The 17236-nt window shown below is 69.1% G+C and carries 17 protein-coding genes; 5 read left to right on the top strand and 12 right to left on the bottom strand.

Annotation, left to right across the window (positions count from 1 at the left end; all coding sequences use genetic code 11):
* Positions 1-134: 134 nt before the first annotated feature.
* A complete protein-coding gene (locus tag GOHSU_RS13890) occupies positions 135-551 on the top strand; it encodes a CBS domain-containing protein (RefSeq protein WP_005943060.1) in 417 nt (138 codons plus the stop codon).
* Positions 520-1473, top strand: coding sequence for a D-isomer specific 2-hydroxyacid dehydrogenase family protein (locus GOHSU_RS13885; protein WP_174293549.1), 954 nt, complete (start codon positions 520-522; stop codon positions 1471-1473). The genes GOHSU_RS13890 and GOHSU_RS13885 overlap by 32 nt, the downstream gene beginning before the upstream one ends.
* On the opposite strand, the gene GOHSU_RS13880 is transcribed toward GOHSU_RS13885, so the two are convergent.
* Entirely contained in the window at positions 1470-2393 is a 924-nt protein-coding gene (locus GOHSU_RS13880) for a LysR substrate-binding domain-containing protein (RefSeq protein ID WP_005943056.1), read from the bottom strand. The two genes, GOHSU_RS13885 and GOHSU_RS13880, sit on opposite strands and share 4 nt — an antisense overlap.
* Positions 2394-2500: 107 nt before the next feature.
* On the opposite strand from GOHSU_RS13880, the gene GOHSU_RS13875 reads away from it, so the two are divergent.
* Positions 2501-3523 (top strand): YeiH family protein, encoded by a 1023-nt coding sequence (locus GOHSU_RS13875; RefSeq protein WP_035739588.1) that lies wholly within the window; start codon positions 2501-2503, stop codon positions 3521-3523.
* 32 nt (positions 3524-3555) lie between these two features.
* On the opposite strand, the gene GOHSU_RS13870 is transcribed toward GOHSU_RS13875, so the two are convergent.
* The 7 genes from GOHSU_RS13870 to GOHSU_RS13840 all read right to left on the bottom strand — a co-directional run bounded on the left by GOHSU_RS13870 (position 3556) and on the right by GOHSU_RS13840 (position 11434).
* Entirely contained in the window at positions 3556-4146 is a 591-nt protein-coding gene (locus GOHSU_RS13870) for a TetR/AcrR family transcriptional regulator (protein ID WP_005943052.1), read from the bottom strand.
* Positions 4147-4159: 13 nt separating this feature from the next.
* Positions 4160-5353, bottom strand: a complete 1194-nt coding sequence (locus tag GOHSU_RS13865) for a hypothetical protein (RefSeq protein WP_005943049.1) — start codon at positions 5351-5353, stop codon at positions 4160-4162.
* A gap of 3 nt (positions 5354-5356) precedes the next feature.
* Positions 5357-6886, bottom strand: a complete 1530-nt coding sequence (locus GOHSU_RS13860; RefSeq protein WP_005943047.1) for an FAD-dependent oxidoreductase — start codon at positions 6884-6886, stop codon at positions 5357-5359.
* A gap of 156 nt (positions 6887-7042) precedes the next feature.
* A complete protein-coding gene (locus GOHSU_RS13855; RefSeq protein WP_005943044.1) occupies positions 7043-7465 on the bottom strand; it encodes a DUF779 domain-containing protein in 423 nt (140 codons plus the stop codon).
* An 80-nt stretch (positions 7466-7545) separates the two neighbouring features.
* On the bottom strand, positions 7546-9069 hold the full coding sequence (exaC, locus tag GOHSU_RS13850) for an acetaldehyde dehydrogenase ExaC (RefSeq protein ID WP_005943041.1): 1524 nt from the start codon (positions 9067-9069) through the stop codon (positions 7546-7548).
* Between the two features lie 280 nt (positions 9070-9349).
* Positions 9350-10600, bottom strand: a complete 1251-nt coding sequence (locus tag GOHSU_RS13845) for a helix-turn-helix domain-containing protein (RefSeq protein WP_005943040.1) — start codon at positions 10598-10600, stop codon at positions 9350-9352.
* Between the two features lie 66 nt (positions 10601-10666).
* Complete coding sequence (locus GOHSU_RS13840; RefSeq protein WP_005943037.1) at positions 10667-11434, bottom strand: hypothetical protein; 768 nt, start codon at positions 11432-11434, stop codon at positions 10667-10669.
* A gap of 81 nt (positions 11435-11515) precedes the next feature.
* Here GOHSU_RS13840 and GOHSU_RS13835 point away from each other — a divergent pair, with 81 nt between their 5' ends.
* Positions 11516-12262 (top strand): LysR substrate-binding domain-containing protein, encoded by a 747-nt coding sequence (locus GOHSU_RS13835; RefSeq protein WP_024332620.1) that lies wholly within the window; start codon positions 11516-11518, stop codon positions 12260-12262.
* A 90-nt stretch (positions 12263-12352) separates the two neighbouring features.
* Complete coding sequence (locus tag GOHSU_RS13830; protein WP_005943026.1) at positions 12353-13567, top strand: hypothetical protein; 1215 nt, start codon at positions 12353-12355, stop codon at positions 13565-13567.
* A 52-nt stretch (positions 13568-13619) separates the two neighbouring features.
* On the opposite strand, the gene GOHSU_RS13825 is transcribed toward GOHSU_RS13830, so the two are convergent.
* The 4 genes from GOHSU_RS13825 to GOHSU_RS13810 all read right to left on the bottom strand — a co-directional run bounded on the left by GOHSU_RS13825 (position 13620) and on the right by GOHSU_RS13810 (position 17208).
* Positions 13620-14264, bottom strand: coding sequence for a NifU family protein (locus tag GOHSU_RS13825; RefSeq protein ID WP_005943024.1), 645 nt, complete (start codon positions 14262-14264; stop codon positions 13620-13622).
* A 1-nt stretch (position 14265) separates the two neighbouring features.
* Entirely contained in the window at positions 14266-16398 is a 2133-nt protein-coding gene (gene feoB / locus GOHSU_RS13820) for a ferrous iron transporter B (protein ID WP_081597799.1), read from the bottom strand.
* Positions 16391-16630, bottom strand: coding sequence for a FeoA family protein (locus GOHSU_RS13815; RefSeq protein WP_005943019.1), 240 nt, complete (start codon positions 16628-16630; stop codon positions 16391-16393). Before GOHSU_RS13815 ends, feoB begins: the two co-directional genes overlap by 8 nt.
* A 140-nt stretch (positions 16631-16770) precedes the next feature.
* Entirely contained in the window at positions 16771-17208 is a 438-nt protein-coding gene (locus GOHSU_RS13810) for an acyl-CoA thioesterase (protein WP_005943017.1), read from the bottom strand.
* Positions 17209-17236: the final 28 nt, after the last annotated feature.

The raw sequence follows: 17236 nt of genomic DNA, 5'->3' as shown, positions 1-17236 counted from the left end.
GCCACCGTTCTAACTCGGTCTAAACGCGGTGTCCCGAATCATGTCTCACCGTGGGGCAGGGTCCGAAGTCCACATTTGGGGCATTGCTCCGAGCGTTCGGCTCCCAGCAGGATATTTGGTGCCAAAATGGAGGCATGACTGCTATTCCTTCTGCCGGTTCCATCGTCGTCGCCGACCTGATCGGGGGTGCGGTGATCCGGATTCCCGTGGGATCCACCGTCGCCGGTGCGGCCAAGGTGATGATGGACGAGCGCGTCGGCGTGGTCGTGGTCGGTGACGAGCCGCGGCCGGAGGCAGTGCTCAGCGAGCGCGACGTGGTGCAGGTGGTGGCGCAAGGGCACGACCCCGAGTCGGTTCCGGCCCCCGAGGTCGCCAGCACCGAGTTGGTCTGGTGCGGTGACGATGAGACCGTCGATGCCGTCGCCACCCGGATGACCGATCGCTACATCAGGCACATTCTGGTCGAGCGCGACGACGCCCTGGTCGGCATCATCTCGGCGCGAGATCTGCTGGGCGTCTATGCCGGCGACTCCGACGGCGCCCGAGGCTGACGGCGCCGTGGCCACGGCTGTGCCGGTCGCGATCGAACCGCAGCACGACGAACATCTGGTCCGGGCGGTGACCGAGGCCGGTGGCGTCGTCGTACCGCTGGCACAAGCACGGGTGCTGGTCTGGATCGGGGAGCCGGCCGACCTGCCGCCGCTTCCCGACGCGGTGGAGTGGGTCGCGCTCAAGACCGCCGGTATCGAGGCCTTCCGGGCCGCCGGGGTGATCGACGACCGGCGCCGCTGGACCAACGCCTCCGGCTTCTATGCTGCCGGATGCGCCGAGCATGCCCTGACGCTGCTGTTGGCCGGGCTGCGCCAGGTGCACACCGCCGTGCTGCTGGGCTGGAACGAGGAAGTGATCCCGCCGGCCGTGCGAACCCTGCGCGGGGCGACGGTGGCGATCATCGGTGCCGGCGGAATCGGCCGGGAACTGACGCCGCGACTGAAGGCCTGCGGGGCCACGGTGCTGGCTGTCAACCGCTCGGGTACGCCCGTGGCCGGCGCTGACCGGACCGTCACCTCGGCGCACCTGGACGAGATCCTGACCGCCGCCGATCATGTGGTGCTGGCGGCGCCGGCCACCCCCGAGACCCACCACCTGATCAACGAGCGCACGCTGGCCTTGCTCAAACCGCATAGCTGGATCGTGAACGTGGCGCGCGGCCCGCTGATCGACCAGACCGCGCTGGGTGAAGCACTGCGGAGCGGCATCATCGCCGGGGCCGCCCTGGATGTGACCGATCCGGAGCCACCCGGCGACGACGACCCGCTGTGGACGCTGCCCAACCTGATCGTCACCCCGCACATCGCCAACCCGTCCCCGGATCTGACCCGCGAAATGGCGCCCTGGCTGGCCGAGAACCTGCGGCGTTTCCAGGCCGGTGAAGAGTTGATCTCCACAGTCGATCCCAACGCCGACTACTAGCGGAGCGGGGGCACGCTGCCTTCGCTTGCGCCGCTCCGGGCGATGTGGACCAGGGCGCCGGCCGGGCCGCGCAACACACGCGGCGGACGCCACACGGCGCGCAGTTCACGGCTTGCCGCCAGGCCGGTCACCTCGACGGTGCTCACCGCACCGGAGGCGATCGCACCGTCGACGGCCAGAGCACTGAGCGCGGCCGGGCCCACCCCGGCGGCCACCGCGGTGGCGATGGCGGCACTGCTGCCCAACTCCAGCAACGGCGCCGCCCGCGCATGTCCGGCGAGGGCGGCGTCGAGGGTTTCGCGGGTACCGGATCCCGGCTCGCGCACCAGCAGTGGTGTGGCCGCCAGCTCTGCCGCGGTCAACGGGCGGCGCCGTCGCGTCCACCGATGACCGACAGGGGCCACCACGACCAGCCGATCGCGGGCCACCACCGTGCTGTGCAGGCCGGGGATCGCTGCGGGGGATTCGATGAAGGCCACATCGCAGTGGCCGCCGGTCAGCAACTCGAGCACCGTGGCCGAGTTGTGCACCTGCAGATGTGCGGTGACCTCCGGATATCTGGTGCGCAGTTCGCCGAGCCAGCGCGGCAGCAGATGTTCGGCCACCGTCAGCGACGCCGCGACGGTCAGCTCGGCGGCCCCGTCGTCGCGCAGACCGGCAGCGACCTCGAGGAACTGTGCCGCGCCGGCCAGCGTCTGCCGGGCCCAGTGCACCAGCACTGTGCCCTGGGCGGTCAGCCGCGAGCCGGCTGTCGTGCGCTCGGTCAGCGCCACGCCGAGTTGCCGCTCGAGCCGGCTCAGCGAACGACTCGCATTGGGCTGGGCCAACCCGAGCTCGCGTGCGGCGGCGCTCAGACTGCCGTGGTCGTCGACGCCGACCAGCAGTGCGAGTGCGGTCAGATCGAGCGAGCGGGGCGCCATGGCACCGAAGAGTACTCCGCGAAGCCCTGCCGGCATATCGATTCGGATATGCATCCATGTCGGTTCGGGGTCTTCTGGGCCGGTCTGTTCTGCCTCAGGCTGAAAGCATGACCGCCACTGTTGACCTCCTGCGCTCTGCGGCGCTCCCGTGGCGGCGCCGTCCGGTACGACTGCCGGGGCTGGCGCTGGTCGCCGCGGCCACGGCGGCAGCGGTCGGGCTGCACCGCTGGCTCCCGATGGTCAGCCCGCTGCTGAGTGCGATCCTGCTCGGAATCGCGGTGGGCAATCTCGCTCCGCCGGGGCCGCGATACGCGCCCGGGTTCGCCGTCGCTTCGCGCACCCTGCTGCGTCTGGGGGTGGCGCTGCTGGGGTTGCAGCTGGTGGTCGGGGATGTGTTCGGCTTGGGGCCGGGGGTGATCGGGCTGATTGTGCTGACCGTGGTCCTGAGCCTGGCGGGCAGTCTGTGGTTCGGCAAGTTCCTGGGGCTGAGTCCGGCGCAGCGGCTGCTCATCGCCTGCGGGACATCCATCTGCGGTGCCGCAGCGGTGGCGGCCGCCGACGGTGTCGTCGACGGGGAGGAGGAGGAAGCGGCCGCCGCGATCGGGGTGGTCGTGGTCTTCGGAACGCTGCTGCTCGGAGGGATTCCGCTGGCGGTGTGGCTACTCGGATTGTCCCCGCAAGCGGGCGGTCTCTGGGCGGGCATCTCGATTCACGAGGTCGCGCAGGTGGTGGCGGCCGGCGGGTTGATCGGCTCCGGCGCGCTGGCGACCGCGGTGGTGGTGAAACTGGGGCGGGTGCTGATGCTGGCGCCGGTGCTGGTGGTCCTGGGCGTGCGGCAGCGGCGCGCACACACCGGCCGGACCGGTGCCCGCCCGCCACTGGTGCCGCTGTTCGTCGCCGGCTTCGCCGCCTGTGTGGCGCTGGGCTCGTCGGGTGTGATCCCCGGGCCGGTGCTGGCCGGGGCGGCACAGGTGCAGACCGTACTGCTGGCGGCGGCGATGTTCGCCCTCGGGACGGGCGTGCGGCTGGCGACCCTGCGGGCGCTGGGGCCCCGGCCGATCCTGCTCGGGGCGGCCGCCACCGTGTGGATTAGCGTGCTGGGTCTGGCAGGGGCGCTACTGGTGGGCTGACTCCGGCTCGCCTGGTCGGCGACCGCGCCCGGTCAGTGGTTGTGGCCCAGCCAGGTGCGCAGGTAGGTGCGCAGCTCCTCGTCGCTGCGCGGCGGGTGGTTCGGGTATTGCTGAAAGCTCAGCCAGATCCGCATCACCAGTTCGGCCAGCCCCTCCAGCGCCTCGTCGTCGTAACCCTCGGTGGCCCAGTCGACCGGCAGCCGGCGCAGCATCTCCGCGCCCAGGGTCACCGCACTGGCCGAGGTGGCCTCTCGGGTGAAGAATTCGGTGGCCCCGGCGCGCAGCATCAGGCCCAGTGCCGGTTCGTCGGGCATCGATCGCAGGCAGTACAGGATGGTCTCCACGGCTGCCTCGTCGGCGGTGCGCACGTGATCCAGGGCCTGGGCCATGCGGTCGAGGAAATCCGCCGCACCGGCGGTGGCCACCGCCGTGAGCATCTCGTCGACCGAGGAGAAGTAGCGGTACACCGTCTGCCGGGTGACCCCCGCTTCGATCGCCACATCGGCCAAGCGGGTCTTGGCCAACCCGACACGTTCGACGATCCGGGTGGCCGCGGCGAGGATGCGGGCCCGGGCCTCGTCCTCGTCCTGAGGCAGATCACCCTGCCAGCCGCGCGTCCTCACGGTCCCGATCGTCTCACACGAGCGCAGGCACCGATCGAGCCCGCCGTAGCGCCCACACCAGCGTCCCCACGGCGATCACGTAGCAGCCGATCACGTACGACAGACTGCCCGTCGGAGTGCCGCCGGTCGGCACCGCATCGGCCGCGGTGATCCCGTCGGTGGCCCCGAGATAGGCCGGCAGTGCCACCAGCCACAACACCAGGAGCACTCCCAGGAACAGCCACGGGAAGAAGCGCAGGAATCCGGCGGCCTGGCGGGCCGGGAGGGGATCGACGGGGTTCGCCCGCAGGCGCTGGGACTGCTGGGCGAGTAGCCACAGTCCGATCACCCAGATCCCGAAGACCTGGATCGCGAAGATCACGCTCTGGGCGGTGGTGTTCGCATCGTCGCCCCGCCCGAAGACCGCCGTGGTGATCGACAGCACCGGCATCGAGAGCACCGCCAACGCGCCGGCAGCGACTGTCCGCCAGACCAGCGACCAGCCGCCGGGCGCCTGCCCGCGTTCGACGGGATTCTTCACCCAGAGCACGCAGAAGAGGGTCAGCACCGCGAACGAGACCGTCGCGAACAGCCATGCGCTGCTCCACGGCACCGACTCGAACAGCGGTACCGCCGACGGATTGCCCAGCAGGTCGGCCTGATCGCCGTAGTAGGGCTCGGGAACGTTCCAGGCCCACCAGCGCAGCTGCGGCCCGAGCTGGTCGAAGATCTCGTAGAACACCTGGAACACCAGGCCCACCACCAGGGAGCCGCGCAGCGCCGACCAGCGGCTGCCGTCGAAGAAACCCAGCGCCCGGACGATCTCGTAGGCCACCTGACTCATCGCCGGATAGAAGCAGACGATGTAGAGCGGAAGCCTGTCGTACATCAGGTCGACGGTGAAGACGTTGTGGGCGAACATGAAGCCCATCGCGTCCTGCATGCCGAACCATTCGGGAAAGTACAGCGGCGGTTCGATGATGAACAGATAGGCCAGCGAACCGAACCAGAGCACCAGGTTGGTGGGATCGCATTCTCGGCGGCGGCGCAGCGCGTGTATCAGCGCCAGCACCGCCCCGACGATGATGGTCACCTCCAGGACCGGCAGCGTCCAGTTCTCCAGACCGGCCGGATTGCGCAGGGTCACCACAGGGGAGGCGTCCTCGCAGACGAAACCCAGGTAGCGGGTGATGATGAAGGCGGGAGTGCCCGGCTCGCAGATCGCCACGGATCAGCTCTGCGCGGTGACGTTCGGGTTGACACCCCGCGGCAGCACCTGCGCGCGGCCGCCTGGATACGGTTTGCCGTCGCGCCAGATCGCCGACGGCGGATCCTGCCGGGCGTCGAAGCCCATCGGCAGCCGGGTGCGGTGCAATGCGCGCTTGATCCCGTGCCAGGCCAGACCGGCCAGCACTCGGGGGCTCTTGACCATGTCGGTCACCGACTCGTCGAGGTTGAATACCGCGGTGAAGTGCTGCTCCACGGCCGCGTTCTCCCGGCTGGTAGCCGAGATGTGGTTGAAGATGGGCCACGAGGCGCGGTAGGCGATCTTCTGTCGCCAGCGCGGCGCGATCTCGGTGCCCTCGGCGTTGGCGTACCCCTGATCACGCGCCAGCGCCAGAGTCCAGATGTCGTCGAGCAGCCGGCGCTGGGCGGTGTAGTAGTCGGCCACGAAACCCGAGTCCAAAGAGGAGGCCTCGGCGAGCTTCTCGCCGAGGAGCACCGCCGATTTTCCGGCCGAGCTCATCCCCTGGGCGTAGAACGGATTGAAACCGCAGACCGCATCGCCGATGGACACCAGGCCGCCGGGCACCGGATCGAGCTGGTCGTACCGGCGGCGGATGTTGCCGGTCGACTTGGTGACGAAGACCTTGGTCAGCGGTTCGCACTGGGCCACCGCGCGGCCGAACGCCGGGGCGCGCACCTTCTTGGTGGTGGCGACGAAGTCCTCTTCGGTGCGCGGCATCGCATGGCCCCACGAGCCCATCGTCACCAGTACGCGGTCGTTCTCGATGGGGAAGATCTGGCACAGGAAGTCGTGCTCGGCTGGGTGCGGGCCGGTGTCGGAGGTCGGCATCACCGACATCTGCGCCCACCACCAGTCCGCCGGCAGCTCGGCCGGTTTCTGGTACCAGCGCGAGGAGTAGGTGACACCGGCGTCGAGGGACTGCACCGGCACCTGGGGCCACCCGGCGTGGGCCAGCCACTGCGAGACACCCGATCCGCGGCCGAGGGCGTCGATCACCAGTTCAGCCTCGATAAGCCGGCGGCTACCAGGGGCGCCGTCGGTGACCCAGACGCCGGAGATCCGTCCGTCCGGGCCCGGTTCGGTGCCCTCCAGGTCGAGGATGCTCACGCCCTCCTCGAGATGGATGTTGTCGACCCGGGACATCTGGTCGCGCAGGGTGCGTTCGATGAGCAGACGCGAGGAGTAGATCATCGACATCGTGCTCTCCCCGCGGGGGATCCAGCCGGCGCCCTCGCAGTGCGCCGCGGCCTGCGAGGGCATCATGTGCAGCGCACCGGCGTCGATCAGTGCCTCCTCGAAACCCGGATAGATCCGGTCCAGCGCCCGGCGCCCGGAGTTCAGCAGGAAGTGTGGATGCTTGCTCTGCGGAACACCGCGACGATGCTCGGTGTCCTCGCCGATCACATCCCGTTCCAGCACCGCCACCTCATCGAAGTAGGGGGCGACGGCACCGGCGGCGCACATGCCCGCGATGCTGCCGCCGAGAACCACCGCGCGTTGACCACGACCCATCGCCGACCTCCATTCTTTGACGTCATACAGTTTTCGTATGATGTCAAACCGTAAGAGACGCCCGTCACAGCTGTCAAGGGTTTTCGGTGAAACGACGACGCCGGCCGTGCAGCAGGGCAGCTGCACGGCCGGCGTCGCGGGTTCGGATCGGTGAATTCACAAACCCAGGGAGGCGCCCGTCGGCGGTGGGGAGGCGTCCAGGGCGGCCAGCTCGTCGTCGTCGAACACCCGGGAGCGAGACAGGAAGCGCAGCCCCTCGGGGGCTTCGAGGGAGAAGCCCGCGCCGCGGCCGGGCACCACGTCGATGATCAGCTGCGTGTGCTTCCACACCTCGAACTGATCACCGCTGATCCAGATACGCACCGGGGGCAGTGGTTCGGGCAGTTCCAGTTCGCCGACCAGCACATCGCGCTGGCCGATCCGGTACTCGCCGACCGGATAACACATCGGGGCGCTGCCGTCGCAGCAGCCGCCGGACTGGTGCATCATCAGCGGCCCGTGCAGTTCGGTCAGCTTGGTCAGCAGTGCGAGGCCTGCCTCGGTGCCGATCGCGCGATCGGGTGCAGTGGATTGGCTCATCACTCTCCTTACCGGCCGCAACGCTCCGGGAGGGGGATCCTCCCGGAGCGCGGCGGTCTGTCGAAGCCGGGGGCGTCTTCTTAGAAGAAGCCCTTCGGGTCGCCGGCGTAACCCACCAGCAGCGCCTTGGTCTGCTGGTAGTGCGAGAGCATCATCAGGTGGTTCTCGCGACCGATGCCCGACTGCTTGTAGCCGCCGAAGGCCGCGTGCGCCGGGTAGTCGTGGTAGGTGTTGGTCCACACCCGGCCGGCCTGGATGTCCCGTCCGGCGCGGTAGGCGACGGTGCCGTTGCGGCTCCACACGCCGGCGCCCAGGCCGTAGAGGGTGTCGTTGGCGATCCGGATGCCGTCCTCGTAGTCGCGGAAGCTGGTCACCGCGAGCACCGGGCCGAAGATCTCCTCCTGGAAGATCCGCATATCGTTGTTACCGCGGAAGACGGTCGGCTTGATGTAGTAGCCGCCCGACAGATCGCCGCCCAGGTCGGCAGCCTCGCCGCCGATCAGCACCTCGGCGCCCTCCTCCCGACCGATGTTCAGGTACGAGGTGATCTTCTCGAACTGGTCGTTGGAGGCCTGCGCGCCCATCATGGTCTCGGTGTCCAGCGGGTTGCCCATCTTGATCTTGCTGACCCGGTCGACGGCCTTCTCCAGGAACGCGTCGTAGATGCCTTCCTGAATCAGCGCGCGGCTGGGGCAGGTGCACACCTCGCCCTGGTTGAGCGCGAACATGGCGAAGCCCTCCAGCGCGCGCTGCAGGTAGCCGTCGTCGGCGCTCATCACGTCGTCGAAGAACATGTTGGGGCTCTTGCCGCCCAGCTCCAGGGTCACCGGGATCAGGTTCTCCGAGGCGTACTGGGAGATCAGGCGGCCGGTGGTGGTCTCGCCGGTGAAGGCGATCTTGCGGATCCGGTTGCTCGAGGCCAGCGGCTTGCCGGCTTCGACGCCGAAGCCGTTGACGACGTTGATCACGCCGGGCGGGAGGGCTTCGCTGATGATGCTCATCAGGAACAGGATCGACGCCGGGGTCTGCTCGGCCGGCTTGAGGACCACGCAGTTGCCGGCGGCCAGGGCCGGGGCGAGCTTCCAGACGGCCATCAGGATCGGGAAGTTCCAGGGAATGATCTGGCCGACCACGCCCAGGGGCTCCTGGAAGTGGTACGCGACGGTGTCCTGGTCGATCTCGGAGATACCGCCCTCCTGCGCGCGGATCACACCGGCGAAGTAGCGGAAGTGGTCGATCGCCAGGGGGATGTCGGCGGCGAGGGTCTCGCGGACGGCCTTGCCGTTCTCCCACGACTCGGCGACGGCGATGGCCTCCAGATTCGCCTCCATCAGATCGGCGATCTTGTTGAGGACTGCCGAGCGCTCGGCGACGGCGGTCTTGCCCCAGGCCGGTGCGGCGGCGTGTGCGGCGTCCAGTGCCAGCTCGATGTCTTCGGCGGTCGAGCGGGCCACCTCGCAGAAGGTCTTGCCGTCGACGGGCGAGGGGTTCTCGAAGTACTGGCCCTTGACCGGCGGGACCCACTGTCCGCCGATCCAGTTGTCGTACCGGGACTCGTAGCTCATCAGCGAGCCTTCGGAACCGGGCTTAGCGAATACCGCCATGATGGACTCCATTCTTGCGAGGCGTTCAGTTGGTCACAAAAGTGATCTACCGCATACGGTAGACCGGGTGTGGTTGCAGTCACGTTGCAACCGATGCGGGGCCTGGATGTTCGCGGCATTCGATCCGTGTTCGCGGCGCTCTTAGGGTGTTCGCGGCGGTCGATCCGCACGCGGCCTTCGCGGGCGCCGCGTTCGGTGCTGAGCGCCGCGAACGTCAGAGGAAGGCCGCGGAGGCGTGCGGAGCGCCGCGAATGTCCGGAGCAGCCGGACCCGGACCTGCTCAGGAGCGGCCGAGGCGCCGATCGGCCAGCCGCACCCGGCCCTGGGCCACGGCCCGGTCGGGGTGCCGGGCGGGAAGAACGACGACGAGACGCTGCCAGGCCGCCAGATCATCGCGCCCGTGCGGGGAAGCGGTCCACGCCGACAGGGCCCGTGGGTCGCCGGCCGCCAGGATCCGGGAGCGCAGGTCTTCGCGCAGTTCTTCGAAGAGCTCGGTGATGCCCGGAGCGAAGGAGGAGGCGAGCAGGCCGCCGCTGCCCAGGGTCGTGACGGCCGCCGCCAGGTCGCCGTCGTTCATCAGCCGGCGCACCGCGCCGACGTCGGAGGTCAGGCCGGTGGTCACCCGGTAGGGCCGGGCGGCGATCAGGTCGCCCAGGTCGCGCCGCAACCGGGAGATCTCCGCGCGGACGGTGACCGCGCCGAGTTCCTCATCGGACAGTGCCATCGCCAGCTGGTCGGTGTTCAGTCCCTCAGGATGGGCTTCCAGCAGCAGCAGGATCTCGGCATGCCGCGGTGACAGGGAGAGGGTGGTGCCCTCGGCGCCGGTCCAGGTGAGCCCGTCGAGCACCGTCAACCGGTTGACCACCGGTGCGGCCGGTCGCGGGAGGGACAGGTCGACGGCGCGGGACTGCAGTTCTCGCTCGGCCGCGGCGACCACCGAGCGGACGGCGGCCAGCGCGAAGGGTGCGGCGGCGGCCGAGCCACCGGTCACATCGATGGCCCCGAGCAGTTCGCCGGTCACCGGATCGTGCACGGGGGCGGCGGCGCAGTTCCATTTCTGGACCGCGCCGGCGAAGTGTTCGGGTCCCAGGATCTGCACGCCGCGGCCGACGGTCAGGGCCAGTCCGGGCGCATTGGTGCCGACGGTGTCTTCACTCCACAGCGAGCCTTCGACGAAGTTGATGGCTGCGGCCTTATCGAGTGCGGCATGATCGCCCTCCACCCAGAGCAGCCGCCCGACCTGGTCGGTGAGGGCGACCACCACATCGGTGCCGGCGAGGTCGTCGAGCATGAGCGAGCGCACCAGATCCCGCACGGCGGCCAGTCGATGCTCGGAACGGTAGGTGGCGAAATCGGGTGGGGGCAGCGCATCGGTGGCGCGATCGACGCCGCCGCCTGGATCGATGCCGCGGCGCAGTGAACGCAGCCACGAATCGCGGACGACCGAACGCACGCCCTCGGGCGCCGGTTCATCGCCGGTGAGCAACTGATCGTAGGCACGCCGGATCCGCGAAAGTGCGGGATCTGCCATGGCGCCTCCGGGTCCCAAGTCTCGGGTCTTCGATTCTGCCCTGAAAACCAGGTTCTGTCCGCTGCGTCAGAAGTCGAAGCCGCCGAAGTCGAAACCCTCCAGGCCACCGCCGAAGTCGTCGCCCATCCCCCCGTCGCCCATGCCGCCATCACCGATGCCGGCGTCGCCCATACCGCCGTCGTCGAGGCCGGTATCGCCCTGGGCGAAGGCGTCGGCGCCGTAGTGCACCCCGCTCATCCCGCTGAACAGCGACGAGAACAGCAGCATCGATCCGACGCCCCACATGCCGCCGATCAGTGCGGGGCGCCACCAGGCCTCGGAGTACCACCCGGCGGGGACGGGACGTCCGGCGACGCGGCCGCCGGGGAAGTAGTTGGGGGTGGTGGCGCTGGGATCGGGTGAGGCCGAGATCTGTCGCCCCTCGAAGTCGACGGTCCGCACCTCGGTGACCCGGCCGGCCGCGGCCTGCCCGTCCAGACCCTGCACCGGCGGACCCGGATCCATGTCCATCGCGGTGCGGGCCGCCCGCACGTAGTAGAGCCCTTCCAGCGCGGTCTGTTTGGCCAGGTGTGCCTGCCGGGGTGTGTCTGCGTGATCGATCTGCGCACCGGCCGCGTTGTACCGCTCACCGGCGTCGGCCAGGGCCTGGGTGGCCGCGGGATTGGTGCCCTCGAGCAGATACACCTGCCCGCCCAGACGGTTGATGGCCTGGCGCGCATCGGCCTGGGCGTCGGCGAGTTCGCGTTGAGCGCGATCGGCACCGCCGCCCTGCATCAGTGCGACCACCAGCATCACGATGATGAGCACCACGACGATCCAGATCAGCGCTGTCATGGCACCCAGCGTACTGGCCGGTTCCGGTGCCCGGCCGCGCATGCGGTGCCGTCCGGGCGGCCGGATCGCTACGCTGAACCGGTGACCGAGCCGATCCGCTTTCGCCTGGCGTATGTGCCGGGTGTGATGCCGGCTAAATGGGTGCGCACCTTTGAGCAGCGGCGCCCCGGGGTCGAGGTCGACCTGATCGCCTGCCCGGCCGCCGGTGCCGCCGCACTGGTCCGCGCCGGCGGTGCCGATGCGGTGCTGGGCAGACCGTCGGCCGACGGGGACGACGGGCTGGCCCTGATCCGGCTGTACGACGAAGTGCCGGTGGTGGTGGTGCCCACCGATCACGTGCTGACCGCAGCCGACGAGCTGACCGTTCAGGATCTGGCCGACGAGCGGTACCTGCTGCCGCACGACGATGTGCTGGGCTGGACCGGGCGCCCGGGGACACTGATCGACCACCGTCCGGACACCACTGCCGACGCTGTGGAACTGGTCGCGGCCGGGCTCGGCGTGCTGGTGGTCCCGATGTCGCTGGCCCGGCTGCACCACCGGCGCGACCTGACCTTCCGGCCGTTGACCGATGGGCCGGCCGCGCCGGTGGGGCTGCTGTGGCGAGAACCGACCGGAGAACTGGTCGAGGAGTTCATCGGCGTGGTGCGGGGCCGTCGTCCCGGATCCTCGCGTGGGCAGAGTGAACCGGCACCCAAACGGTCGGCCAAAGAGAAGGCGGCCGCCCGGCGCGCCGGGCTCGAAGCGGCCGGGAAGGTGCCGCCGCGGCCGGCCAAGAATGCGCGCCGGCCCGGGGCTCGCCGCTCGCCGCGTCGCAGCACGCGCTGACCTGCGCCCGGTGTCCGAGCCGGGGCGTCGTGCAGCGGTGTGGGCGATTTCTCCAGGCGGCGCCGCATTTCAGGCCGGTAGAATGTGTCCATGAGTTCCGCCGCGGTCCCCGTCACCACCGCCGATCTGCGTCGCTGGACGCAGGAGTCCCGGCTGCCCGGAGACCCCCCGATGCTGTCCGACGACGCCGCCATGCTGCTGGCCGCCGGATACACCTCGCCGGCCGGCCGGGCACTGATCGTGCGGCGCATGTCGATGGGCCTGCCGATGCCGCGGATGACCGAGCCGGCGGCGAATCTGCGCCGGCGCCAGCATTCGATCCTCGGGCTGGAACACCAGTTGCGCACCGGAATGATGCCCAATGTGGTGGCGACCGTGCTGCGCACCCGACTGTCGGGGATGATCCGTAAACGCGAGGACGCCCGGCGCATCATCGTGCTGGGCAAAGGCGTGTTCGCCTCCAGCACCCGCGCGATCCGGCGCGAACGCCGAGAGAACATCTACTTGGAGATCGACGAGCGGGAGAAGCTGTTCGAGGGACTGCTGGCCACGCCGGTGGCGAATCTGCCGGTCGGTGGTGGGGTGCGGCGGGCCGGCAGCGCAGCGGTGGACCGGATCGCGGGTCTGGTGGGCAGTCTGGCCGGCCGCAATGCGGCGCAGAACGTCGAGGAATGGATCAACGAGGCGCTGGGACCGCCGGATGGCCAGACCGCCGTCCCCAGCGGTCGCGGTGCCGCCTTCGCCGACGGTTACGAGACGCTGATGTTCGTCGCCGGACACTTCTACGAGCGCATCCAGCAGAGCCCGGCCTGGCGGTCGGACTTCTTCGAATTCCAGCGCACCGCGGTGAATCTGCACGCCGAACTGGCCGAGATCTCCGCCGACGTCGTGGCGCTGCGCAACCTGCGCATCGATCTGGATCGCGCCCGGGCCGGCGGCAGCGGTGATCAGGGGTTCGCCGAGCACCTGGATCAGCGGGAGGCGGCTCTGCGTCCGGTCTGGACGCAACTGCTCGAGCGGGTGCACGCACTGATCGGGATCGCCCAGACCGTCGAGTCGGCCTCCGCGGAGCTGCGGCTGCTCGAAGAGTACGACCGCGCCTCGACCCTCGATTCGCGCATCGACCATCTGCTGGCCCGATCCGGGGACCGTGAGCTGTCGGCCGATCACACCCGGATGCTGTCCGAACAGGTGCGCTCGGGGGAGGAGCAGCTGCGGATGTACCGAGACGTTCTGCAGGGCGACATCGCCCGGATCGCTCCGTACGAGCAGCAGTACGAACTTCCGCAACGGTACGAGCCCTAGAGGCAATCTTGCTGCCGCGAGTAGCGACAGCATGACCGCATCACCGTCCGTCTTAGTTCACGCTCCGGCGCAGACGCGGCAGTGACAGGCGTATCCGTCCGATCTCAGCGGAAGCTGAGCACTCGGAGTCACCGGCAACGGTCACACCGCGAAATCCGGGGATCGGGGAGAGTCGGGCTACCAGGTTGTTACGGATGGTGTTGTCGGCGAAAGCGCAGCCGTGACAACGTCCGCCGAGCTGCACGCGGACCTGTCCGTCAGTGACGCCTAACAGCGTGACCAGACCGCCATGCGCAGAGGTGTACGAGCCGAACTCGCCGTCGAGCACCGACTGAACCGCTGCCGCGATCTCCCGGTCGGCGGCCGCTGCGACCGTCTCGCGCGGCCCCGGTGCGCCGGCGGCAGCGTCGTCGGGCCAGCCGCCGGGTGCCGACAGCACCTCGAACAAGGCCGAACGCACGGCCCGACCCGCATCGGCCGCGGCGAGCCCGGGGCACAGCCGGGTGGTGATGTGGCCCGGGCGCACGTGCACCGAGGCCAGGACACCGTCGTCGAACAGTCGCCGGATCGACGGCGGGGCGAGGGACGCGGGGACATCACCGGTGTGGCGGATCAGGCCCGGTGCGATCCTCCAGCGGATGGCGCTGGGGTCTTCGCCGACGGATTCGGGCCGCAGGTGAACGGGCTGTTCGCGCACGTCAGCCGGTGATCGCCGCGGTGATGGTGTAGCCGAGGTAGGCGGCCACCCAAGCCAAGACGAACATGTAGCCCCAGGAGATCAGCGGCCACTTCCACGAGTTGGTCTCCCGGCGGATCGCGCCGACAGTCGACATGCACTGCAGCGCGTAGGCGAAGAACAGCAGCATCGCCACGATGGTGGGTGGGCTGAAGACAATCTGGCCGGTATGCGGTCCCTGCGTGTAGCGCATCTGCGCCAGGGCGGTTTCCGGGCTCTCCGGATCCTCGGCCGCGGCGATCTGCCCGAGGGTGGAGACCACCACTTCGCGAGCCGCGAACGAGCCGAGGATGCCGATGTCGATACGCCAGTCGAAGCCCAACGGGCGGAAGACCGGTTCGACGGCCTTGCCGATCGACGCCGCGATGCTGTTGTCCAGGACGAACGACCGCGACTGTGCCTCGCCGACGGCTTCGGCCTCCTCCGGGTCGGCGCCCTCAGCGAGTGCAGCCGCCACTGCGTCGTCGTGGATGGCCTGTGCCTGCTCGGTGTGCGCCGGCAACGACAACAGGACCCACAGCACGATCGCCGTCGCCAGGATGATCTTGCCGACCTTCTGCAGGAACTGCTTGGACGAGTCCCACATGGTCAGTAGCACCGTCTTGATCCCAGGCACCCGGTAGGGCGGCATCTCCATGTAGAAGGGCATCAAGTCGCTGCGCAGAGACCGGCTGCGTTTGAAGATCGCGGCGGCCGTCATCGCCGAGATCCCGCCGAGCAGGTACAGCCCGAACATCACCACACCCTGCGCCTGGAACGGGCCGAAACGGGTGTCGGCCGGAACCAGCATGCCGATCAGGAGCACGTAGACGGGGATGCGCGCCGAACACGTCATCAGCGGGGCGGTGATCGCCACCGCGATGCGGTCGCGGGACGACGGGAGCGTGCGGGTGGCCATGATGCCGGGAACCGCGCAGGCGAAGGACGACAGCATCGCCACGAAGGCCCGACCCTCCAATCCGGCCCGGCTCATCACCCGGTCTGTCAGGAAAGCGGCCCGTGACATGTACCCGACGTTCTCCAGCAGCGAGATCAGCAGGAACATCAGCATGATCTGCGGGACGAACACCAGGATGCCGCCGACGCCGCCGATCAAGGCGGTGCCCAGGAAATCTGCCAGCAGCGGAATGCTCACATGGTCGGCGACCAGGGCGCCGAGCCAGCCGAAGAAGGTCTCGATATAGCCCTGCAGCGGGCCCGCCACGGTGAAGATCACCTGGAAAAAGACGAACATGACGGCCAGGAAGGCGAGCGTGCCCCACACCGGATGCAGTAGCAGGCGGTCCACCGCAGTGGTTCGCGAATGCGCACGGGGAGATCGATAGCCGGCTTCGGACAGTGTCGAGGCCACCCAGTCGGCTCGCTCGCGCCCCGGTTCGGCCGGCGGCGGAACGACGGGCCGCGGCCAGGCCGACGGATCGGCGAGTAGTTCGCGCACCGGTTCCAGCGTGGAAGCGCGGGTGCCGATCACGGCTCGGACCGGTACCCCGAGGGCGTCCTCGAGGGCGGCGGCGTTGACGTGGCCGTCGCGGCGCTCCATCTCATCGCTCATGGTCAGGGCGACGGCGACGGGGATCCCGAGTCCCAGGGTTTCGGCGATCAGTGCCAGAGACCGTTCCAGTACCGTCGCATCGACGACGATCAGTGCCGCGTCCGGACGCGCCACCCCGGGCAGTTGCCCGGCCAGTAGATCGGCCACGACCTGCTCGTCGGGGGAGATCGGCGCCAGACTGTAGGTTCCGGGCAGGTCTTCGAGGTAGACGTGCCGGTGCACCGTGGAGGCCCGGCCTCCGGGCGTGTTGCCGGCCCGTGTTAGCCGGACCGAAGGCGGCCGCACGCGCACCCGGCCGACCGAACGGGTGACGGTGACTCCCGGATAGTTGCCGGTCTTCAGTCGCAGCCCGGTCAGCGCGTTGAACAACGACGTCTTTCCGGCGTTCGGGCTGCCGATCAGCGCGATACGGGTGCGGGTGTCACCGGCGGCGGGTTCGGCGGCGTGGTCGCTGTGGTGAGCGCACGAAGCATCGTGGGCGCGCGTTCGTCCAGGATCGTCGTCTCCAGTCAATCCCCCGGCCGATGTGCAGCAGTCACTCATCAGCGAGTTCGCACACGATGTGCTGGGCTTCCCGGTCGCGCAGACAGATCTGGTACCCCATCACTTCGTAGACACTGGGATCACCCATCGGTGCGCGGCGAACCTTCCTGACGCGGGTGGCGTCGTCGAATCCGAGGCTGGCCAGGCGCCGCCGCACAGGTTCGGGGCAGGAATCCGAGACATCGCGGATGGTCGCGGTCGCGCCGACGGCGACCCGGGAGAGTGGTGTCATCGCGTCCATCCTCCTTGGTCCATCCCGGTCTGAGTATGCGGACACGGGCGAATGCGGTACGCCAATTTTAACCAAGGCTTGCCTATCCTCGGCAGGGGATTTGGTCCCGGTGCATGAGTCTCGTATGTCACTAGGGCGCCTCAGCTGCGGCGGCCCCACTCGGCCAGATAGCCCTTCTCGACCTCGGTGAGCCGCCGCAGGGTGTGTGCCTCGACGTCGACCACGGCCATCTGGGTGCTCGCCACGCAGGCCGGCCGCCCTTCCAGCCCGGCTTCGGCGCCGCGGATCTCGTAGCCGATGGTGAAGTCGACGCTGCGGTGGCCTTTGATCCACATGGCGATCGACAGCGGAGAGTCGTCGTGCCGCAGCTGCGCCTGGTAGCGGATTTCCACATGCACGATCATCGCGCTCTTGATCAGCGGGCTGTACTCTTCGCCCGCGCTGAGCAGCCACTGGATGCGTGCCTCTTCCATCAGCGTGACCATGCGCGCGTGGTTGATGTGGCCGAAGGCATCCATGTCCGACCAACGCACCGGGACGTGGGCGACGAAGGCATACCGACTCTGCTCAGCACTCATTGCCGCAGTGTATCGGCCGTGTACGCGT

It is taken from the genome of Gordonia hirsuta DSM 44140 = NBRC 16056 (assembly GCF_000333015.1).
Classification (GTDB): Bacteria; Actinomycetota; Actinomycetes; order Mycobacteriales; family Mycobacteriaceae; genus Gordonia; species Gordonia hirsuta.
Note: the sequence above shows the minus strand (reverse complement) of the source record. Positions and strands in the feature narration are given on the sequence as shown.